17 protein-coding genes are annotated in these 21,225 nt (G+C 46.7%); 12 read left to right on the forward strand and 5 right to left on the reverse strand.

Annotated features, from left to right (window positions below; translation table 11 throughout):
- Nucleotides 1-6: 6 nt before the first annotated feature.
- Nucleotides 7-825: an XRE family transcriptional regulator gene (locus Q369_RS0122990; RefSeq protein WP_031530073.1), complete on the forward strand. Its 819-nt coding sequence runs from the start codon at nt 7-9 to the stop codon at nt 823-825.
- 384 nt (nt 826-1,209) lie between these two features.
- The gene (locus tag Q369_RS0122995) at nt 1,210-3,312 is read left to right on the forward strand and encodes a choice-of-anchor A family protein (RefSeq protein ID WP_031530074.1); all 2,103 of its coding nucleotides are present in this window, start codon (nt 1,210-1,212) and stop codon (nt 3,310-3,312) included.
- Between the two features lie 69 nt (nt 3,313-3,381).
- Here Q369_RS0122995 and Q369_RS0123000 read toward each other — a convergent pair whose 3' ends face one another.
- Both Q369_RS0123000 and Q369_RS0123005 read right to left on the reverse strand, forming a co-directional pair.
- Complete coding sequence (locus Q369_RS0123000) at nt 3,382-4,533, reverse strand: glycosyltransferase family 2 protein (protein ID WP_031530075.1); 1,152 nt, start codon at nt 4,531-4,533, stop codon at nt 3,382-3,384.
- Between the two features lie 12 nt (nt 4,534-4,545).
- A complete protein-coding gene (locus tag Q369_RS0123005; protein ID WP_031530076.1) occupies nt 4,546-5,547 on the reverse strand; it encodes a lysylphosphatidylglycerol synthase transmembrane domain-containing protein in 1,002 nt (333 codons plus the stop codon).
- Between Q369_RS0123005 and ruvC the strand changes: the two genes are divergently transcribed.
- Nucleotides 5,546-6,139 carry a crossover junction endodeoxyribonuclease RuvC gene (gene ruvC, locus Q369_RS0123010; protein ID WP_031530077.1) on the forward strand — a complete coding sequence of 198 codons (594 nt, stop codon included), beginning with the start codon at nt 5,546-5,548 and terminating at the stop codon, nt 6,137-6,139. The genes Q369_RS0123005 and ruvC overlap by 2 nt on opposite strands.
- 4 nt (nt 6,140-6,143) lie before the next feature.
- Here ruvC and Q369_RS0123015 read toward each other — a convergent pair whose 3' ends face one another.
- Both Q369_RS0123015 and Q369_RS0123020 read right to left on the reverse strand, forming a co-directional pair.
- Nucleotides 6,144-7,856 (reverse strand): T9SS type A sorting domain-containing protein, encoded by a 1,713-nt coding sequence (locus tag Q369_RS0123015; RefSeq protein WP_084165830.1) that lies wholly within the window; start codon nt 7,854-7,856, stop codon nt 6,144-6,146.
- The gene (locus tag Q369_RS0123020) at nt 7,739-9,517 is read right to left on the reverse strand and encodes a M12 family metallo-peptidase (RefSeq protein ID WP_031530079.1); all 1,779 of its coding nucleotides are present in this window, start codon (nt 9,515-9,517) and stop codon (nt 7,739-7,741) included. Before Q369_RS0123020 ends, Q369_RS0123015 begins: the two co-directional genes overlap by 118 nt.
- A 259-nt stretch (nt 9,518-9,776) precedes the next feature.
- On the opposite strand from Q369_RS0123020, the gene Q369_RS0123025 reads away from it, so the two are divergent.
- The 9 genes from Q369_RS0123025 to rodA all read left to right on the forward strand — a co-directional run bounded on the left by Q369_RS0123025 (nt 9,777) and on the right by rodA (nt 20,450).
- Nucleotides 9,777-10,421 (forward strand): TetR/AcrR family transcriptional regulator, encoded by a 645-nt coding sequence (locus Q369_RS0123025; RefSeq protein ID WP_031530080.1) that lies wholly within the window; start codon nt 9,777-9,779, stop codon nt 10,419-10,421.
- Nucleotides 10,399-11,739, forward strand: coding sequence for a TolC family protein (locus Q369_RS0123030; protein WP_031530081.1), 1,341 nt, complete (start codon nt 10,399-10,401; stop codon nt 11,737-11,739). Before Q369_RS0123025 ends, Q369_RS0123030 begins: the two co-directional genes overlap by 23 nt.
- A 197-nt stretch (nt 11,740-11,936) precedes the next feature.
- A complete protein-coding gene (locus Q369_RS0123035; RefSeq protein WP_031530082.1) occupies nt 11,937-13,028 on the forward strand; it encodes an HlyD family secretion protein in 1,092 nt (363 codons plus the stop codon).
- Nucleotides 13,029-13,062: 34 nt separating this feature from the next.
- Complete coding sequence (locus Q369_RS0123040; protein WP_031530083.1) at nt 13,063-14,637, forward strand: DHA2 family efflux MFS transporter permease subunit; 1,575 nt, start codon at nt 13,063-13,065, stop codon at nt 14,635-14,637.
- A gap of 237 nt (nt 14,638-14,874) precedes the next feature.
- Complete coding sequence (locus tag Q369_RS0123050; RefSeq protein ID WP_031530084.1) at nt 14,875-15,102, forward strand: DUF8507 family protein; 228 nt, start codon at nt 14,875-14,877, stop codon at nt 15,100-15,102.
- Nucleotides 15,099-15,497 (forward strand): putative toxin-antitoxin system toxin component, PIN family, encoded by a 399-nt coding sequence (locus Q369_RS0123055; protein ID WP_035333774.1) that lies wholly within the window; start codon nt 15,099-15,101, stop codon nt 15,495-15,497. The genes Q369_RS0123050 and Q369_RS0123055 overlap by 4 nt, the downstream gene beginning before the upstream one ends.
- A gap of 75 nt (nt 15,498-15,572) precedes the next feature.
- Nucleotides 15,573-17,144: an NFACT RNA binding domain-containing protein gene (locus Q369_RS0123060; RefSeq protein ID WP_031530086.1), complete on the forward strand. Its 1,572-nt coding sequence runs from the start codon at nt 15,573-15,575 to the stop codon at nt 17,142-17,144.
- A 70-nt stretch (nt 17,145-17,214) separates the two neighbouring features.
- Complete coding sequence (mrdA, locus tag Q369_RS0123065) at nt 17,215-19,125, forward strand: penicillin-binding protein 2 (protein WP_031530087.1); 1,911 nt, start codon at nt 17,215-17,217, stop codon at nt 19,123-19,125.
- A 41-nt stretch (nt 19,126-19,166) separates the two neighbouring features.
- A complete protein-coding gene (gene rodA / locus Q369_RS0123070; protein ID WP_031530088.1) occupies nt 19,167-20,450 on the forward strand; it encodes a rod shape-determining protein RodA in 1,284 nt (427 codons plus the stop codon).
- A 274-nt stretch (nt 20,451-20,724) separates the two neighbouring features.
- On the opposite strand, the gene Q369_RS0123075 is transcribed toward rodA, so the two are convergent.
- Nucleotides 20,725-21,102: a DUF423 domain-containing protein gene (locus Q369_RS0123075; RefSeq protein WP_031530089.1), complete on the reverse strand. Its 378-nt coding sequence runs from the start codon at nt 21,100-21,102 to the stop codon at nt 20,725-20,727.
- Nucleotides 21,103-21,225 lie beyond the last annotated feature (123 nt).

Consider the following 21,225-nt stretch of genomic DNA (forward strand, 5'->3'; position numbering starts at 1 on the left):
ACACTTATGAGAGCTCAGGAAATCTTTTGGTCGGCAAACATCAAGTTCTTACGTCTTCGTCAAAAACTCAGCCAGGAAGCGTTGGCTGAAAAGTTGGGTATCAGCAGAGTAAAATTGAATGCACACGAAAGTGGCAGAACTGCGAATCCCACCATCGATGACCTGATCAATTTTTCAGAATTTTTTAGAATGAGCATTGACAGTATCCTGAAAATGGACCTGGCCAGGTTATCGGAAAAGAAGCTGAAAGATCTGGAAGAAGGAAGCGAGCTGTTTATGAAAGGCGACCAGATCCGGGTACTGGCTATTACAGTAGATAAGGAAGAGCAGGAGAATATCGAGTATGTTCCGGTTCACGCCAAGGCTGGATACCGTTCTGGTTACAGCGATCCCGAGTTCCTGGCGACCTTGCCAAGATTTAACCTCCCGACTGTTCCCAAGAATGGTACGTTCCGGATGTTTCCTACGGTTGGGGATTCCATGCTGCCTGTACCGGAAGGAGCGGATATTATCACCAAGTATGTGCAGGACTGGACCACCGTAAAGCCTGAAACACCCTGCATTGTTATTTTAAGAGGTGACCAGGATTTTGTTTTCAAACAGGTTACTATCAATCCAGACGGTACTGTGCTGCTTCAATCTTTCAACAAACAATATTTCGCTTACACGGTACCGATTACCGATGTGATCGAACTTTGGGAATATTACAGCTTCCACAGCAAGGAACTGCCCGAACCGCAGTCGGATATGCAACAGCTCATGCGGATGTTGCAGGAAATGCAGAACGAGATCAAGGAGATCAAAGGCAGGACGGCATACAAATAATTGTATGAGAAAGCAGTTTCGGGGTGGTATATCTGTCTGGTGAATAGAAACGTTATCCCGGTATAGTTCAATTATCAAAAGGTAATTAAGAACGTGTTGTGAACGCATATCAGACGCTTTCAAGCTCATTTTAGAACAAATACCATCTACATGAGTTAATTTTTGTAGAATAAATGCAAGTTTAGCTGAGAAATAAATATGAGCTGTTCGCAATTTAGTTTTGGATCTATATACGTACTATATTGAGATAGTACAATTAATTGAATTTTGAGACCCCCGGAAATCGGAGAGTTACCCCAAAGTTCACTGCCGTGGTCACAAAAAGGATTACAGATCTTTAGAGGCGACATAATTTCGTCGAGTAATTAAAAAACTCGACTCAACATGTTCTCCAAACGTCTACTTCTCTCTCTTCTTGCCGCACTTGCATTAAATATAAGTCAAGCCAAGGCACAAAGTCCGACCGCTGCCGCTCACCGGTTTAACATCTTCGTTTTAGGAGACCTTACACTCTCGCCAAATGAAACGGAAGGGCCGATCGCGGTAGGAGGGAATTTAATTTCCAACCAATATCAGATCAGTTTCAACAAAGCCCATGGCGCATTCTTCGTTGATGGCGTTTCGATCGGGCTTGCAGTTCGGGGCGGTGTGAGGCTTAATAGCGGAACACTTCAGATCAATGGACAGAATTACCTGAAAATTGGTAATGGAACACCAAACAGCGGGTCGCTTAACAACCTGAAAGTTTGGTATAAGGACCGCAACAATGCAGAATCTACCATTCGCATCACGGATATCAATGGCGGCTGGGACAGCCAGCCCAACATGCAGCTGAATGCGAACGTGAACGATTTCAAGGCCGGAAAAAAAGTCGGTGAGGATTATAACCCGATTTTTGAAAACGTATTTGGAACAGAGAATGGAAAAATTGACATCGACGGTGCATTTACTACTCTGATCAAAAAATCAGGTCGTTTAAAAGAGCTGGCTGATAACCTTCCCATTCTGAACCAGAATGGCGGCGTGATCAGCGGCGCAGAAATGGGCCCTTACAATGATCCGTCTAAATTTGATCAAAACCCTAAAATCCGCGTAAACCCGAATGCGCTGAATGTGCTAACCGTCTCAGCAGCCGTTTGGAACAGCATCAATAACATTAATTTCGAAAACATTCCATCTGGTCCGCAGTTGGGTACCACCGATGAGCAGTATGCAGCGAATGGTGGCAAGTTCGGGTTGATCATCAATATCGTGGATTTCCCTACTTACTGCGCGAGCAGAGGCGGAAACAGCAGCATTAAATTTCCGAACGTAGGCGGATTGTCAGATCCACAGGGCAGTTATGTGATCTACAACTTCCCTGATGCAACGAAGACGCTTACAGTGACCGGCAGTGTAATTCACGGTACGATTTTCGCACCGCAGGCTGAGCTTACAAAAGGGAATAACGGTAACATCAACGGGCAGATCATCGCGAAAACTTTCGCTCACAATGGCGATGAGATCCATTTCTGGCCTTTTATTCCTACAATACCTGAGCCGGCGGTGAAAACGATCTCTGTTGAAGCAACTACGAAATGCTTCCAGAATGCACCTTACCTGGATTACACAGTTACACCTTCGAACTTTGATGCATCGGGCAAAACAGCCAAGATCGAGTGGATCAACAGCGAAGGTAAGATTGTGCAGGAAGACAGCGACAAGCCTTTGAGTGGCAGCATCCTGTTCCCCGGTGCGGCAGTTGACTTGGAAGGAAATGGAATTGCATGGCCAGGTTGGACAAGAAATGGTGAGAAATGGGAGGAAGTAGACGATCGTTTCGGATCAATGCGCAATGAAGGTTCGAAAATTCGTGTGACGGTTGATCCATGGACTGAGATCAGCATTAACTATCCTTCGTCGGTGGGTGCTTGCTACACCAGCCCTCCTCCAAGCACTACATTGCCTGTTAAGCTGGCGAGCTTCACTGCTGAGAACAAGGATTGCAACAATCAACTGAAATGGGTCGTATCGGAAGCATCTGATTTCTCTCACTTCGTAGTTCAGCGCTCAACAGATGCAAGAAATTTCAGTTCACTGGCGCGCATTGATTATAACCCGAACAAAAGTGAATACAGCTTTTCTGATTCACCTTATTCGAGCGAAACTGCGCCAGCAAAATATTATTACTATCGTTTGCAACAAGTGGATACCGATGAATCGTTTGAATATAGTGCGATCAGAAGTGTCGATTGCGGAACTTGCGACGCGAGGCTTGCAGTAAGCTTTTTCCCGAATCCAACTCAGGATGAAGTAAATGTAAAAAGCTTCTCTGCGGTGAAAAAACTGGAAATCGTGAGCTTGTCGGGTAAGTCGGTTTATACGGCAGCCCCGGCATCGAACCAGACAGAATTCAAAGTGAATGTTCAGAATCTTGCTCAGGGAATTTATATTGTGAATGTCGTGAATGCGGAAGGCAGACACACCACAAAGATCTTGAAGAAGTAAGAATTAGATTTTATAGCGTTATGTGAAACTTAAAAGTGCCCGCGTTTGCGGGCACTTTTTTTTGTTTGTTCAGACCAGCTTGCGGCCCTTCCACTGGTACTCTGGCTTCTGCGCGGCCAAGCCGAAAAAGCAGACGTAAAAAGGATAGATCAGCTGCGTCAATGGAATGAAGGCGATTGAGCGCGGCTGGCGCAGGAACTTCAATACGCTGCCCAGGAAAATAAGTTCAGGCACATTTTTCAAAGCCGCCAATGCAAGAAAGCTGCTTGTTGATATGGTGCCTGCTAACCAGAGCCCTGTTGCCAGGATAATGGAGAGGTTGGACAAAAAGACATAAATGGCGAGAATGAGCGGGGTTTTGGATTGATAGTGTTTCCATTTGCTCGCCCACCGTTTTCTCTGACGAAAGAAATCTGACCATCTCTTGTGCGGGGCAGTGGTAACGATCGCTTCGGGGTCTTTCAGGAAACGGACTGAGCCCGGAAATTGCGCGGCGATCTTGTGCATTAAAAATTCGTCGTCGCCCGAGGCAATGTGACGCACTCCTTCGTATCCGTTTACATCAAAAAACGCCTGTTTTTCGTACGCCAAATTGGCGCCGTTGCACATGGAAGGATATCCCGCCTCAATCGCACTTGCGCCGCTGCCGATCAGACTGGAAAATTCGACGATCTGCAAATGGTCCGCCAGGGTTTCGGGCCCGTGGAATGTAACAGGCGAGCTGATCAGCTTTGCATTGGTTAACGCGTAACAGGCAGCAATTGTACGTAGCCAGTTGGGACCAACCCGGCAGTCACCGTCGGTAGTGACGATCAGTTTTCCAATTGCAATGCCCATTGCCGTTTCGATCGCGCGTTTTTTGGGTGAAGTTGTCGCGGTGTCCGGCAGATCAATCAGCTGGATGTTGCAGTCATTTTTTGTGGCAAAATCACGAACAAGCGTGGCGGTCTGGTCAGTTGAATTGTCGTTCATAACCAAGACCTCAAACTGTGACAAGGCGAAAGTCTGTCGGGCAAGATCCCCCAGGAGAGACATTATGTTGTCAGCTTCGTTCCTAACAGGAATAATGACGGATATAGTGGGTAAAGTACCTGGAAGCTGACTTTTCGGTTGTTTGATTTTTGACCAAAAAATCAACAGCAAAACAGTAAAAACAGCGTAACTGCTGGTAAAAAGCCATATCAACGGAATGAGCCAGGATAGCAGATATTGTTCGATCATAAGTCGCAAGGTTTAAGCGCTCTGCCTCCATTTGTACTTCCAAATCAGATAAATGCCGATCAGGATCGGTCCGAGTACATTGACGATCCAGACCATGAATGTTGCCGCGATGATCTTTTCCGGCGGCGGGTTGTAAGATGCAAATACAACCAATGCAGTAAATTCCCGCAGACCCAAATCTCCCAGTACATTGATGGCAGGAATGAGCGTCTTAGCCAAAAAGATCAACGAAACACAGGCAGTCAGGTCGGACAATGCTACGGAAAGGTCGAACAGCGATAGCGCGAGTACAAACTGGCTCAGAAAAACACAGTAGCGCAGTGTACCGTACAAAGAGGCCCAGAGCAATTCGGACGCTGAATAAGCTCCTATGATCCTGAGATACGAATGTATTTTTTGGAAAAAAGGTCTGGCAGGGTGCCAGTCGGTAAGCTGTTTTCTGAACCAGACTAACAGAATGCTCAAAATGAAAATTGTCACAATGAGCCCGGTTACCATCGTCTTGGTAGGCTGCGGAATGAGCAGCTGATCTTTCAACAGAAACCAGCCCACAGCGCCTGCTGCCACGGACACACTGAACTGGATTCCATTCGAAACCAATGCAGCGCCGATAGCTTCCAGCCGCTTATCCGATTTCAGTGACGCAATCCTGCCGATAGTATCTCCCAGCTGAGCCGGCGCTGCAACTCCTACTGCGAGCCCGGTAAGTGTGCCGCGAAAGGCTTCGCGGAACGTAATTGGAAGTACTTTCTGCGCCAGCGTGCGCCATTTTAAACTTTCCAACGCCCAGTTGACAGGTACCAGGACCAGTATCAATGCAATCAAGCCCAGATTGGAGGTATTCCACGCATTACTTAGCACCTGACCCACGTCCCCGGCGCCTTTTTGCTCATTTTGGAAGGTCTTGTATATGTAGCTCAGGATGAGAAAAGTCACGATCAGCTTGACGCCCCAGAGGAGGTTTAAGCGGCTGGTTCTTTCTTTGGGAGGGGAGAGTTCGTTATCTTGCACCATGATAAAATTGCAGCAGCCCGAAGCTCCCGAGAAGATAATAATTGGTGTGGATCCCGGTACTCAGGTAATGGGTTACGGTGTGATTTCTGTCAAAAATCAGCAGATTACCCTCGTTCAGTACGGTGTGATTCATTTGAGCAAATATAGCACGCACGAGTTGAAGTTGAAGAAAATCTTTGAGCGCATTACCCAGCTGATCGAGGATTACCTGCCCGATGAAATGGCGATTGAAGATCCTTTTTATGGCAAAAACGCGCAGTCAATGCTGAAACTCGGTCGGGCCCAGGGCGTGGCGATGGCCGCGGCGCTCGCGCGGAACATACCTATCGTTGAATATTCGCCTAAGAAAGTAAAGCAGTCGGTTACCGGCAGCGGAAGCGCCTCCAAAGAACAGGTAGCTTACATGCTCGAAAAGATCCTGAAAATGGAGCTCAGTAGGGAGTTTATGGATGCTACCGACGGCATTGCGATCGCGATTTGCCACCAGTACCACGCCAATTCACCTGCTGCAGCCGCAAGCGGATCGTCAAAGAAGGCGAAAAAAGGCGGTTGGGGTGCATTTGTCAGTGAAAACCCCAGCCGCGTTAAATGATCAGTTATTTTGTCATTTTCAACGCCTTTTCCGTGTTTCCCGCTTTCAATCTGTACACGTAGATGCCATTTGGCAAACTGGATGCATTCACCGACGCGAAGTGCCAGCCCGGACCCAAATCGCCTTTGTGAAGCTGCATTATCTTTTGCCCCCGCAGATTAAACAAATCAAGCGCCACATCTGTCTGAGCGGGCAGGTAGAACGAAATGTCGGTAGAAGATCCGGCCGGATTCGGGTTATTCTGTAATAAGGTAATCTCGCTTAGCTTATCGAGCGTGACAGGTATAATTGCCGATCTTGACAAGCAACCTCCCTGATTTGAAATCAGCACGCGGTATTCGCCACTTTCCGACACCGTCAAAGCAGGGCCGGTTGCACCCGGAATATCTGCTCCATTCAGTTGCCACTGATAATTTTGATCCGCGCCTTCTGTGACTTTCAATACGGTTTTGAACATACCACTTTTTTCCGCTTTCACATCAATTGTGGCTGGCGGTTGTACCTGAAAACTTTTACTCTCGTTACTTTCAATGGCTGGATAATCAAAAATGGTTTTCAGGGCATAAGTGCCTTTTTCCATTGTCTCGGGTAATTGAAAACTGATCATCCCATTTTCCATCTGAGCAGGCATGCTTGTAATAGTACCCTTCTCCGTATCTCTGATCGCAATGGTAGCTTTCTTGGTTTTCGAAAAAGTAGAATTGGAAGTAATCGTAACGGCAACATTTTCACCAGTACAGTAACCTGTTTTAGGATCAAAGCGCTGGATTTTATTCTCCTCAAAGGTATGCAGTTCGCTGCCACCTGTGAGAATGAGCAATTTGTCGTTGAAGATTTCAATGTCAAAATTTTCGCGTAGCATCTCGAACCCGTCCGAATAAATATTCGCTTTTCCGTCCTTGTAACTGATCAGGCTCTGTTGGATGTTGCTGTTGTCCCAAAAGCTAAATGCGGCAGCCCAGAGGCGGTTATCTTTATCGAAAACAACCTTCCGGACAGATTGCGGGATTGACTGAATTTGTTCCCAATTATTGCTGGCTGGACTAAACTGCTTTATTCCAAATTCGCCATAGGCAGTTGCCACCTTATTTTGATCAAAAACCAACCCTGAAACAAGGTATGCCTCCGGAATGTATGAATGCTGGAACCAGTTGTTGTTGGAAAACTCCCAAACATTACCCTGGTCAGTAATAGCCCAAATCTGATCGTCGGGGTCGCTTGCTATCGCCATAATCCGACCCGTAGAGAAGGTGTTTCGTGTGTAGAAATACCAGCTTCCTTCATGAAAACGACCGATACCTTTGTCTCCGGTCACAAAAAAGATCCCGCTGTTTTCTGTAACCACCAACGGGCAGTTGGTGTTAGCATAAAATTTCTCAGGCTGATAATAGGTTTGGTAAGTATCTCCTGTTTTCACAACCAAATTATTGCCCTGATCCATCATGTAAACGGTGCCATTTTTCGCGACCCCGAAGTATAAGAGACCATTCGGACTCTTGCCATTTGTAGTCGATGATATATATGTAGCCCAGTCTTTCAGATTATCGGTTGCATAGTAGCCCGCTGAAATGGTTGCTACATATAGTTTGTCTGCAGTTTTTACAAACCTGTTTTTGAAAATAGATGTATACGCCGGGTCCTGCAAGTTGGTTGATATAACGCCCAAATAGTCAAAGCGCGATCCTGAAATCCGGTATTCACTTTCAGATCCTCCCATTCAGTGTACGATTTTGGAGCCCATTTCAATCTTGAACGAACATAATAGGATGCGTTCTCCTGCAAAACAGGTCGGTAAAGCATTTTCGTCGAATACCAGCTGTTGAGCGCATTAGACACGGTGGAGTCGCGGAGTACGATGTTACTGAACTTGTTGTCCGTTGCTACTTCCAGATAACCTGAAATCGGGCCGGGATGAAGGGTGCCTTTCATGAGCGTAGTAGTCAGCATGGGTGTGCTCGACATTTTCGTAACCTGATTACCTGAGCTGAATGTATTCGTCCAGGATTGTGAAAGGTTGTAAATGACCGACCAGTCACTCCAGATATTATTCTTCTGCACTCTCAGGCGGAGGTAAAACGGCTTGTACCACTCAAATTGGTGTAGAATTGAAAACGATTGCAGCGCGCCTGCGCGGGTTTCATACAAGCGGCTGAAACTCTCCCTTGCATTGAAGTCAGTGACTTCCACCTCGTAATGAGTAATGCCTGCAAACGCATAAAAATAGCCGGTGAGATTTCTGCCGCTCGTTATTTTGGCGTCGAAAAGGAGCGGAGGAAGAGAGTTGGAGGTAAATGGAACGATTGTGAAGCGCACAGGCTGCGACCATTCATTTGCTTTGACATCGTTTTCTGCCCGGTATCTTGCAAAATAACTGCCTTCGCTTTGTCCGCTTGACTGAAAATGGGATTGTCTGACCAGCGTATCTTCTGCGATCTGAGTAAATGATTGATCCCTGGCAATTTGAAAACGATAACGATCGGCGCGGAAGGCCGCTTTCCAAGAAAATGACGGGGTAGTTGTGGTTGCATTCGCATCTCGGTCGCGCAGTATAAGATCAGATGGAGCACTGGGCTGCTCTGTGAATGCGCCGAGTTTAAAAGACGGCTCTATTTTACCTTCCGCATAGTCACGCATCAGGTTCCGGCAGAGCGGATGAAAGCTGAGCACGCTGCGGCAATAAGACATAATTGATCCATTCACCGACTCGGTATAACCATCCTGACACTCGCTGGTAGCGCCTTCCAGATTGGTACAACGGTCAATGGGACCGCCCGGCCAAAAACAGCTGTGCGTATGCGGCGACCCCAGGGTGTGCCCGAGTTCATGGCTGAGCAGGTCAACATCTATATAAGCATTGTCGGGAGCAGGGAAATTAGAGGTACACATGCGGTAACCTCCATAAAACCATCCGCTGCGGCAAGAAAAGCCTACTACGGCATCGCGCTCTTCAAAACGGTTTGCTGTCCAGTAGTCGAGCACCTTTATGAAATAATCGAAATCATTGATAAATACATAAGGCTCCGGCTTGTCCCAGATGTGAATGTAGCTAACCGTCAGCTTCACGTTAATCTCGCGCTCAAAAATGTCTGAACCCGCCTGTACAAAGCGGTTTGCCTCCTTGATCAGCTTCTCTTTGTCCCCATTATAGATTTGAAAAGTGGCATAATTGATATCAATGCCCAGGCGATATTCCAGTCTCTCACCAGCCGAGGTCCGCGTGCGGGTTAGGTCCGTCAGAGATGCATATTTTTTGAGCCTCGCTTCGGAAAGTGAATCATTTGTTCCACAGGCTTGCGGAAGTTGCTGTGCCAGAAGGACTTCAGTTAAAAAAGAAAGCAAAATAATCAGCAGAAATTTGCCGGTAAAATATGGCTTCATAGGCGGGAACGAACAAAAAGGAACGGGTGAGTCTATGTATTAAATACCAGGTGATGACATCAGATAAGAGCAATAAGTTGCCTGCTTTTAATCTCAGCATTAAAAAATTTTAATGGTATTAAATCAATAAATGATGAAACGATTCAAACGATCGTTTGAATTTATCAAACGATCGTTTGAATTTTGTTTTCTGATCAGGTAAATTTGCAATGCTGTTGGCGAGCTGGACAACAAAAAACTTGCCGATCAACCAAAACAAATGGAATACAACGCTAAACAAATACAGATTATAGAGGTGGCCGAGCGGCTGTTTGCAAAGAAGGGGTTTGCGGGTACTTCGGTGAGAGATATTGCCCAGGAGGCGGACGTGAATGTGTCGATGATCTCCTACTACTTTGGCTCTAAGGAAAAGTTGATCGAAGCGCTGTTTCAACTCCGGATGAGCGAATCGCGGTCAAGGCTGGAAACGCTGATCACCAATGCGGAACTGGTTCCAATGCAGAAGATCAACTTGTTGATAGACAGTGTGATTGACCGACTTACGGGAAACCAGTGCTTTCACAACATCATGATGCGGGAAACCCTTTCTTCGGATCGGAATGCGACCATTTCAGAGCACATTATGAATCTGAAAATGCGGAATATCGAGCTTATGCAACAGCTGATCCGGGAAGGTCAGGCAGCTGGCGTTTTCCGCGACGATATTGACATGAGCCTCATGACAACAACTCTTTATGGGACAGTTAACTACGCGATTGCCTCTCAGGATTTTTATAAAAAGATCAACAACCTGGAACACATGGACCAGGCGGAATTTTTGAATTACCTCAAAGGCAAATTGAGCCAGCACCTAAAAAGTTTATTTAAATCGACAGTAACTAATGAACACCACCATCAAAATTAGGAGAATGATTTGGCTGGCGGCCGGCGTGTTTTGGCTAGCATCAAATAGCCAGGCATTTGCTCAGACTGCACGCACAATCACCCTGGAAGAGGCCATTGAAATGAGCCTGAAAAACAGCAAGCAGCTTAAATTAAGTCAGACCAATGTGGACCTTGCCGGCCTGAGCATCCGCCAGATCAAGGAAAATCAACTGCCAAGTCTGAGTATTTCGGGCTCTTACCTGCGGGTAAATACGCCGAACATCAACCTGAAATTCAGGCCAAGCACCAGCGACAGTACAGCGTCGGGATCAGCTACGCCGGAAGTACACCAGGTAATGTATGGAATGGCGAGTGCCGCATTGCCGCTGTTCTCGGGATTTAAGTTCAAATACGGGCTTCAATCTGCGCATTACCTCGAAGAAGCCGCCAAGCTGGATGCAGAAGGCGACCGGGAGGCAGTGATTCAGAACACGATCGCCGCATACAGTAACCTTTATAAAGCAAAAAAATCGGTCGATCTGGTTGCTGAGAACTTGCTGAGAGAACGTCAGCGGGTGGAGGAATTTACTAACCGCGAGAAAAACGGAATGCTGGCCAGAAATGACCTCATGAAAGCCAAATTGCAGGAATCCAATGTGGAGCTGACCCTGCTGGACGCCGAAAATGATCTTAAAGTAACCACGATCAATATGGACCTGCTGCTGGGCTTACCTGAAAATACGCCGCTGCTTGCGGATTCAGCCAGCTTTATTCAGTTGCAGGAAGAAGGTAATGTGGGAGATTGGGAACAAAAGGCTTTGACAAATCGAAAAGACATTGCGGCTAACAGCATTCGCCAGAAAGCGGCCAACATCGACATTAAGGGAGCCAAATCCGATTTTTATCCGAGTGTAGCTCTGACAGCCGGCTATGTCGCACTTAACATTCCGGGAGTAGCTGTGATACCCAATGCAGTCAATGCGGGGATTGGCATCAGGTACGATGTGGCTTCGCTCTGGAAATCCGGCTCGAAAATTGCCCAGGCCCGCACCCACGCTTACCAGCTGCGGACAAACGAAGAGATACTCCTCGACCGCATTCACCTGGAAGTCAACACTGCTTATTACAACTATGTTTTGAGCAAAAGAAAAATAGATGTGTATGCAAAAGCAGTAGAGCAGGCGAGTGAAAATTACCGGATTACAAAAAATAAATACGACAACAGCCTGGTAACCACCACCGAACTCCTCGACGCAGACGTAGCACAGGTTCAATCCCAAATCAACTACGAAGCTGCCAAAGCTGATGCGATAGTAGCATTCAAGCGCCTCGAACAAACGGCGGGAGTAATACAGTAGGAGGAGGAAAGGGAGGAAGGAGGAAAGGGAGGAAGGAAGTTATTGGGTCATTTGTTGTTTGGGGTTGTTCGACGTTGTCCAATATCTATTCACTCATTCACTAACTCGCTCATTCACTCATTTTAATATTCAGTCATTCAGTCATTCAATCATTCCCCGTTCCACGGCGGATCATTCACTCATTCAAAATTAAAATAATGGAAACCGAAGAAACCACACCAAAAAAGAAGAGCAACCGCTTTATTATTATTCTGGCAGTATTGATTATTGCCGGCGGTACCTGGGGATTTACCAAGTATAACCACGGATTGCACCATGAAGAAACCGATGACGCGCAGGTTGATGCGAACATCAGTCCGGTTATCCCGAGAATATCGGGATATGTGACAGAGATTAAGGTTAAAGACAATCAGGAAGTTAAAAAAGGCGATACGTTGATTGTACTCGATAACCGCGATCAGCTGATCAGACTGGAACAGGCGAAAGCTGCATTGGCCGGGTCGGAAGGTAGCCTGGTGGTAGCAAATGCAACAACGAGCGCATCTGCGGCAAGTGGCATTACTTACGAAGCCAATGTTTCTATCGTAGAGGCGCAGATTGAAGAAGCCAAAGTTAATGTTTGGAGAGCTAATCAGGATTATGCGCGCTATGAAAACCTGATCAAAGACCACTCCATCACGCAGCAGGAATTTGAGCAAGCTTCTGCAACCAAACAGAGAGCAGAACGTCAGCTTGCAGTACTTGTAGCACAGAAAAACGCAGCGGAACGGCAGGCGAGAGCTGCCGGCAAACAAACCAGCGCGACTTCCAGACAAACTGCGGTAGCCAATGCAAACATCAAAGCACGGCAGGCTGAGATCGCAACTGCCGAATTGAACCTTTCATACACTGTTATTACCGCGCCTACCGCCGGCCGGGTCTCAAAAGTGAATGCACAGGTCGGACAGTATCTGCAAGCTGGTCAGTCATTATTCAGCATTATTTCAACTGACGAACCCTGGGTTGTAGCCAACTTCAAGGAAACACAGCTGACTAAAATGAAGCTCGGACAGCGAGTGCTCGTGCATGTGGACGCTTATCCCGAGCATGAATTTGAAGCCAAAGTCGCTTCGTTCTCGCCGGCTACCGGCGCCCGCTTTGCCTTGCTTCCTCCTGATAATGCGAGTGGTAACTTCGTGAAGGTAGTGCAGCGTCTGCCGGTCCGCATTGAATTTGCAAAAGCTGACGACAAGCTGATTTCTCAACTGCGCCCGGGCATGAACGTGTTCGTGGACGTTGAGCTGGACTAAGGTATTTAATCGATAATCTTGAACATCAATCAGGATGGAATTACAGGAATCGCTCGTAGAATACGGGTATAGAAGGGTGATTATCACCATTACCGCGGTGCTGTGTGCACTCCTGGAAATCGTTGACACGACGATCGTCAACGTGGCCCTGAACGACATGCGTGGTAACCTCGGCGGTACATTGTCCGAAGTGAGCTGGGTAATTACCGCCTACGCAGTCGGTAATGTGATTATCGTACCGATGACAAGCTGGCTTTCGCAGCAGTTTGGCAGGAGGAACTACTTTGCAGCGTCCATTATCATCTTTACGGTCGCATCATTTCTCTGCGGTAATGCAAACAACATCTGGGAGCTGGTGTTTTTCAGGTTGATCCAGGGATTCGGCGGTGGCGCATTGCTGGTAACTGCACAAACACTGATCACAGAAAGCTATCCACCCGAGAAACGCGGCATTGCGCAGGCTATCTATGGTTTAGGTGTGATCGTGGGACCTACATTAGGTCCGCCGCTGGGAGGTTATATTGTTGATAATTACAGCTGGCCATACATTTTTTACATCAATATCCCGCTTGGTATCGTAGCAGCAATGCTGACGCTGCAATATGTGAGAAGTCCGCGCTATGCCGAGAAGAAAAGCAGCAGCGAAATAGACTGGTGGGGGATTATCTTCCTGGCAGTAGCAGTGGGTTCTTTGCAGTATGTTTTGGAAAAAGGGCAGGAGGAAGACTGGTTTAACGATGAGATTATCCTGATTTTATCCATTACCACTGTTTTCGCATTCTTCTTCTTCATCTGGCGCGAGCTTACCTATAAAAACCCGATCGTAAACCTGCGGGTGTTGTCGAATGGAAACCTGAGAGTGGGAACTATCCTGTCGTTCATTCTAGGATTTGGATTGTACGGATCTACGTTCATTATCCCGCTTTATACGCAGGCTACGCTGGGCTGGACAGCCACGCAATCCGGGATGCTGATGGTACCTGCGGCTGTCGTAACAGCGATGATGATGCCGGTAGTTGGACAGCTCTTGCAGCGCGGCGTAAAGCAGCAGTATCTTGTCGCGATCGGGATGATTTTCTTTTTCATATATAGTTATTGGGGATACCTGATCCTCACTCCGGATACCGGCTCAGATGCATTCTTCAATATGCTGATCGTTCGCGGGATCGGACTGGGATTATTGTTTGTTCCGATCACAACACTTGCATTGTCGACATTGAAAGGTCGTGAAATTGGCGAAGGCGCCGCTTTTACAGGAATGATGCGCCAGCTTGGCGGTTCATTCGGGGTGGCGGTGATCACCACCTTTATCGCCCGCCAGAATATGCTGCACCGGAATGATCTGGTGAGCAAGCTGGACATTAACAATCCGGCCGTGCAACAGCGGGTCGAAGGCTTGCAGCATTCGTTTATAGCCAAAGGAATGACATCCGATGTTGCCCTGAAAAGCGGCTATAAGATCCTTGATTTTACGGTATCAAAACAGGCGCAGGTAATGTCTTATATGGATGTTTTCCTATACCTGGGAGTTCTATTTCTGATCTGCGTTCCATTTGTACTCTGGACCAAAAGCGGCAAAGCAAAAGTGGACACATCAGCAGTGCATTAAATTTTAAGTGTAGTAGTATTATGGAAGAAGCTCTCCGGTTCCGGGGAGCTTCTCTTTTTTTTAAAGGTAGAAAAGGGAAGAAGGGGAGGATGGAGGAAGGATTCTGATGTGTCTATCAACCGTCTTACTTCCTCCCTTTCCTCCGTCCTCCATTCTCCCTTTAAATAATTGCCTGTACCTAAGAACATTTCTTTCAAAAATCATTGTTAAGTTGTAGAACCATTAAAGATCTGTAAAATGGAACAGGCGACAAAACTGAACGAGATGCAGCTGTTTATGCTACGAATGTTCGAGAAGCAGCTGAACGCAAAACAAGAGCAGGAAATTAAGCAGCTGCTTTCCGACTATTTTGCAAAGCAGATTGACGAGGAAATGGACCGGCTGTGGGAAGAAAAGGATTTATCACAACAGAAACTCGACGAAGCATTGAAATCTCACAAACGCACTGAATATCGAGCTTCTTGATCCTTGTAATCGACACCAACTGCCTTCTGGTCAGCATTCCCAGGCAATCTAACTCGCGCTGGCTCTTCGACGAAATGAAAAGTGGCAAATTCCAGTTTGGGATTACCAATGACATTTTGGAAGAATATGAGGAGGTACTAGGCAATTTTTATTCTCCTACGCTTGCGACGAATGTGATAGAACTTCTTCTTAACCTCCCAAACGGCATCCCGGTCACTCCCTATTACAAATGGAGCCTAATTAAAGATCAGGACGACAACAAGTTTGTAGATTGTGCTATTGCTTGTCAGGCAGATTACATCATCACGCACGATAGGCATTTCGGCGCATTGACTAAAATCGAGTTTCCAAAAGTTCATACCCTTAAAATGGAGGAATTAAAAGGGAAACTTTAAACCCTTCTTCCCGTTCCTCCATTCTTCCTTTCCTCCCGTTATTCCCTACTTTTACCCCCTCACTGAAAAAATACCGTGCATCAGAATTATTACTTTCTAAAACAACTCGCCGCCAGGCTTCATCAGGAACTGGCGGGAAAATACTTTATTGAAGCATTCAGTCAGGAAAAGGACGAGCTGATCCTCGTATTTGCAGCAAGCGATGAAGAGGAGACCCTATTAACCCCGTTTTTCATCAAAGCCACACTTACTTCCCGCTTTGCCTGCCTCAGCTTTCCCGATAAGTTCGATCGTGCCCGTAAGAATAGTGTCAATCTTTTTACTGATTTTAAATCAAAGAAAATAGATCACGTACGTGTTTTCAAAAATGAAAGAGCCTTTGAAATCCGGTTTGCAGAAGGGAATGCTCTGGTTTTCAAAATGTTTGGTAATCGATCGAACCTGATTTCATTTGATAGTTCAGGAAATGTAATGCAGCTTTTTAATAATAAGCTCGCCGCAGATAAAGCACTGAACATAAATGCACTGGACCGGCAAATAGACCAGTCTTTCCCTGCATACATCAGAAATGAACTGGATCACAAGCCTTTATTTCCAACCTTCGGGAAATTGGTTAATGCATATCTAACTGAGAAATCGAATGGGATTGAAGCACCCGAGTCACGCTGGGAAAGGATCCAGGATACGCTGCAACAACTCAATTCTTCTCAGTTCTTCTTGGTAAAAGTGGACGGAGAACCAGCGCTTTCGCTTCTTGAAACAGGCGAGCTGATCCAGCAATTTACCGACCCGATTGAAGCCCTGAATGCTTTTTACATTACCTATATCCGTCTGAGCGGACTGGAAAGGGAGAGGGCTGAATGGATCAGGGTACTCCGCAAACGCATTCAGCAGACGGATAACTATCTTGAAAATACATTCCAGAAGTTGGTAGAACTGGAAAGTGCGGTCAAGAATGATGAGATCGGGAATATTATCATGGCCAATCTGCACACGATCCCGGAACGCGCAGAGGTTGTGGAGCTTTTTGACTTTTACCGGGAAGCCCCGATTCGGATTAAACTCAAAAAGGAACTTTCAGCCCAAAAAAACGCTGAGAACTACTATCGAAAAGCTAAAAATGAAAAGATAGAAATTGGCCGGCTCAACGACAGCCTCGCATTCCGGGAGAAGGAGCGGGCCGAGTTGAGCGTGCATCTCGAAAATATAGTAGAGATCGATTCGTTGAGGGAGTTAAGGACTTATATCAAAACCAATCAACTCGATAGTAAGAAAACCGAGGTGCCCGTGAGTGAGTTGTTCAAACGCATTGAATTCATGGGTTACACTATTTTGGTCGGCCGGAATGCGAAGAACAATGATGTGCTGACCAAGCAATTTGCTTCAAAAGAAGATCTTTGGCTGCATGCAAAGGACGTAACCGGCTCGCATGTGGTTGTCAAAAACCAGCCTGGCAAAACTTTCCCGGCACCTGTGATTGAGCGTGCCGCTGAGCTGGCCGCATTCTATTCAAAGCGTAAAAATGACTCGCTTTGTCCCGTGATCTACACGCCGAAAAAGTATGTAAGAAAGCCAAAAGGGCTGCCGGAAGGGGCTGTGGTGATTGACAAGGAATCGGTGATTATGGTTGTTGCAAAAGGCGAATAACCGGCTTTGATATGTGTGATGATATGACGAACTTCGTGTGAAATTAGAGAACCGGAATTTATAGTGCAGAATGCTTGAAAATCGTCGATTTGTAATTATTGGATTTTTCTCATTAGTAGGTTTAATATACTTATTGCGGCTCTTCTACCTACAAGTCCTTGACGAAAGTTACTCCATCGAATCGTCGAGCAATTCCATCAAAAGAGTAATTGAAATTCCCTTTCGTGGCCAGATTTATGACCGTTACGGAAAGCTGATCGTGTACAATACCCCCGTTTACGACTTGCTGGTAACCCCTGCCAAAGCCAGAGTGGAGGATACATTGCGTTTTTGTCAGGTTTTAGGCATTGAAAGGCGCGATTTTGATAGCTTAATGGCGGCAGCAAGTGCGTACAGCCGCGTGAAGCCGTCGCTCTTTCTCAGGCAGCTTTCCAAGGAGGACTTTGCGTCTATTCAGGACGTTATGGTTGATTATGCGGGATTTGAATTTGCCAAAAGCTCATTAAGAACCTACACTGCGCCTACGCTGGCAAATACACTTGGCTATGTAAGTGAGATCACCAAATCTCAGCTGGAAAAGCAGGAGGAGCCTTACTATCGGCAGAGCGACTACATTGGGCAGAGCGGGATTGAGAAGATTTATGAAAATGAGCTACGCGGCAAACGAGGGACCAAGTTCGTCATGCAGAATGTGAATGGTGTGTACAAAGGTCCGTGGAAAAACGGGGAGCTGGACACCATGGCCGTGGCAGGAGAGAATCTTCATACCGGGATTGACCTTGAAGTACAACAATATGCTGATAGTTTGATGGTCAACAAAGTAGGCAGCGTAGTGGCTATTGAACCAAAAACAGGTCAGATCATCGCTATGGTATCCGCACCAACTTACGATCCCAACATCCTGGCAAGCAGGTATTTTTCCAAAAACTTCGCCGCACTGGCGCGAAATCCGTATAAACCGCTTTTTAACAGACCGGTTATGGCAAGCTACCGCCCGGGATCGACTTTCAAGCTGATCCAGGCACTGATCGGTTTGCAGGAAGGCGTGATCACGCCGGGAAGTGGGTTTACGCATGCAAATTGCCCGATGGGTTGTCATAATCACCCGGCTACCGGTACTGTGGCTCTTGGTGTAATGCATTCGTGCAACCCTTATTTCTACAATGTATTCCGCAGGCTGATTTACAAGAACAATATATCAAATACGTTTCGCGCCTCGGCAGTCGGGCTCGATGCCTGGCACGATGCGATCAGCAAGTTTGGGATCGGTCAGCGCCTGGGGATTGACCTTCCTAGCGAATACAAGGGAAACCTGCCCAATAAAAAGTACTATGACCGTTTCTACGGCGAGTACCGGTGGAAGTTCTCAAACATTTATTCTTTGAGTATCGGCGAAGGCGAATTACTCATTACTCCTTTGAAAATGGCGAATGTGGCAGCGATTATAGCAAACAGGGGCTACTTCTACACTCCTCACGTAATTCACGGCATTGGCGATAAAAAGTATGTAAAACCTGAATACCTTGTCCGCCACGATAGCGGTGTCGATCCGCACAACTTTGATCCTGTCATTGAAGGAATGGTCGGAGCGGTGGAAGGTGGTACCGCGCGGCGCTCACGCGTGGAGGGTATCACCATTGCGGGTAAAACGGGTACTTCCCAAAACAAGCGCGGCGACGATAGTTCTATTTTCATTGCATTCGCTCCGGTAGATGACCCCAAGATCGCAATCGCTGTTTTTGTGGAATATGCAGGAGCCGGTGGATCCGCTGCTGCGCCGATCGCTAACCTTGTTATTGAAAAATACCTGACAAGAAAAGTGACCAACAAGGCCCTGGAAGAGCGAATGCTCAAAGCAGATTTCATGAGCAAAGTGATACTGCCCGGTCAGAAAAAGCCGGTTCCGGTGGATACCACCAAGAAAAAGCCAGCGCCTGAAAAACCTTCTGCCCAAACTAAGCCCGTGGCAGTTAACCCTTAAATTTCTCCTGAAAGGGATTCACATATTCAAATACCTGACACATGCCTGAGAATAAACCCATCACCAAGAATGTAGACTGGATGGTAGTCCTGATTTACATTGCGTGCCTGCTGATCGGCTGGGTGAATATCTATGCGGCTGTCTATAATCCGGAAGTCAGGACCAGCATGTTCGATTTGTCAAACAATGCGGGAAAACAGCTGATGTGGATCGGTACTGCCGCTTTGCTGATCATCTGTATTTTGGTAATTGATTACAAATTTTACGAGACCTTCTCCTTCATTATCTACGCGGTTGTTATCGTTTTGTTGATACTGGTGCTCTTTGCAGGTTCTAATATTAACGGCTCACGCTCCTGGATCAAGATCGGGGCATTTTCATTGCAGCCCGCCGAATTTTCCAAGCTTGCAGTCAGCCTAGCTATCTCGAAGTACCTCAGCGACCCGGCGATCAGTCTTACCCGGAAACTGAAAGATTACTACCCGATCATGGGGATAATCGCATTACCTGCATTCCTGATCCTGTTATCGAATGAAACGGGCTCAATGCTGGTTTTTGCTTCATTCGCGATCGTGCTTTACCGCGAAGGAATGCCAGGCTTTATTCCGGCGATCGGGATGGTGATGGCGGCTCTGCTGATCATTACATTGCTTTTTGTGAAATGGTATATTGCCGCTGCAATTGTCGTCATAGCGGGTTTGGTGATCTGGCTGATGCCGGTGATGACCAGGCGCCGGGGCGGACTGTGGTTTACCATTGTAGTCGCATTGGTGATGATCGGGATCGTTTTTGGAGTGGATTTCTTTATGAACAATGTACTGCAAAAACACCAGCGGGGACGGATTATGGTACTGCTCGACCCCGACTCTGACCCGCGCGGTATCGGCTGGAATGTGATCCAGTCAAAAATCGCGATTGGTTCGGGTGGTTTTACAGGTAAAGGATTTTTGCAGGGAACCCAGACAAAGTTCGACTTTGTCCCTGAACAAAGCACCGACTTCATTTTCTGTACAGTAGGAGAGGAGCACGGTTTTGTAGGTACTGCCGTCGTAGTCTTTTTGTTCGTCTGCCTGATTTCCAGGCTCGTGGTATTGGCAGAGCGGCAACGCAGTCGTTTTGCGAGAGTGTACGGTTACTGCGTCGCCGGTATCATATTCTTTCACTTCCTGATTAACGTGGGAATGACAATCGGGCTAATGCCTGTAATTGGAATACCCCTGCCATTTTTCAGCTACGGAGGTTCCTCACTATGGTCATTCTCGATCTTGTTGTTTATTTTCTTAAAGATCGACGCGCAGAGGCCGTTTACGTTGTCGAGGGGTTAGGGGTTTAATTTTGAATGATTGAATTTGCAGTTAGTGAATGAGTGAGTTATTGAATGAGTGAATTTTGAGTTAGTGAATGAGTGAATAATGAATTATTGAGTGAGTGAATTAGTGAATTAGGGGGTTAACTATTCCCATCTTAACCACAAACACTAAAATTCGATAATCCCCATCATCATCAAGGATTGTAATTATTAAATATTAATCATTCAAAATTCATCCATTCAAAAATCACTCATTCACTCATTCAATCATTCAGTCATTCAAAATTCCCCTACAACTTCCCCGCCGCCAGGATCAACAACACCCATCCGGCGATTAATGCGAGGCCGCCGATTGGGGCTGTAGCGCCGAACTTGGTGATTCCTGTGAAACAGATCGCGTACAGAGAGCCTGAAAAAATGATTACGCCGATTGCGAATGCATTGCCTGACCAGCCGAGCAGCTTGATTGCATCGGTGCCTGCGCGCTGCATGAGCAGGCCGACCAGTACCATTGCAATGGCGTGATAAAACTGGTATTTGACGGCAGTTTCAAAAGTATCGGCCCGGCCGGAAGCTTCCAGCATTCCTTTTAAAGCATGAGCTCCGAAGGCGCCGAGCGCCACTGCCAAAGCCCCCAGGATACCACCTGCCTGTATCATGAATTTCATAGAAATGGGATATAATGAAAGGGGTAAAGTTAACCGGTGACGAAAGTGCAACCAACGGTTTATTTCAATTTTATTTATATTGCAGCTCAGGAAAACGCGGTTTTACCCAAATCCGTGGATCGC

It is taken from the genome of Dyadobacter crusticola DSM 16708, assembly GCF_000701505.1.
Classification (GTDB): domain Bacteria; phylum Bacteroidota; class Bacteroidia; order Cytophagales; family Spirosomataceae; genus Dyadobacter; species Dyadobacter crusticola.

Excerpts from the sequence above, each read along its gene's own strand:
- Q369_RS0122990 (WP_031530073.1), top strand. The coding sequence starts at position 7 with ATGAGAGCTCAGGAAATCTTTTGGTCGGCAAACATCAAGTTCTTACGT.
- Q369_RS0122995 (WP_031530074.1), top strand. The coding sequence starts at position 1,210 with ATGTTCTCCAAACGTCTACTTCTCTCTCTTCTTGCCGCACTTGCATTA.
- Q369_RS0123000 (WP_031530075.1), bottom strand. The coding sequence starts at position 4,533 with ATGATCGAACAATATCTGCTATCCTGGCTCATTCCGTTGATATGGCTT.
- ruvC (WP_031530077.1), top strand. The coding sequence starts at position 5,546 with ATGATAAAATTGCAGCAGCCCGAAGCTCCCGAGAAGATAATAATTGGT.
- Q369_RS0123005 (WP_031530076.1), bottom strand. The coding sequence starts at position 5,547 with ATGGTGCAAGATAACGAACTCTCCCCTCCCAAAGAAAGAACCAGCCGC.
- Q369_RS0123015 (WP_084165830.1), bottom strand. The coding sequence starts at position 7,856 with ATGGGAGGATCTGAAAGTGAATACCGGATTTCAGGATCGCGCTTTGAC.
- Q369_RS0123020 (WP_031530079.1), bottom strand. The coding sequence starts at position 9,517 with ATGAAGCCATATTTTACCGGCAAATTTCTGCTGATTATTTTGCTTTCT.
- Q369_RS0123025 (WP_031530080.1), top strand. The coding sequence starts at position 9,777 with ATGGAATACAACGCTAAACAAATACAGATTATAGAGGTGGCCGAGCGG.
- Q369_RS0123030 (WP_031530081.1), top strand. The coding sequence starts at position 10,399 with ATGAACACCACCATCAAAATTAGGAGAATGATTTGGCTGGCGGCCGGC.
- Q369_RS0123035 (WP_031530082.1), top strand. The coding sequence starts at position 11,937 with ATGGAAACCGAAGAAACCACACCAAAAAAGAAGAGCAACCGCTTTATT.
- Q369_RS0123040 (WP_031530083.1), top strand. The coding sequence starts at position 13,063 with ATGGAATTACAGGAATCGCTCGTAGAATACGGGTATAGAAGGGTGATT.
- Q369_RS0123050 (WP_031530084.1), top strand. The coding sequence starts at position 14,875 with ATGGAACAGGCGACAAAACTGAACGAGATGCAGCTGTTTATGCTACGA.
- mrdA (WP_031530087.1), top strand. The coding sequence starts at position 17,215 with ATGCTTGAAAATCGTCGATTTGTAATTATTGGATTTTTCTCATTAGTA.
- rodA (WP_031530088.1), top strand. The coding sequence starts at position 19,167 with ATGCCTGAGAATAAACCCATCACCAAGAATGTAGACTGGATGGTAGTC.
- Q369_RS0123075 (WP_031530089.1), bottom strand. The coding sequence starts at position 21,102 with ATGAAATTCATGATACAGGCAGGTGGTATCCTGGGGGCTTTGGCAGTG.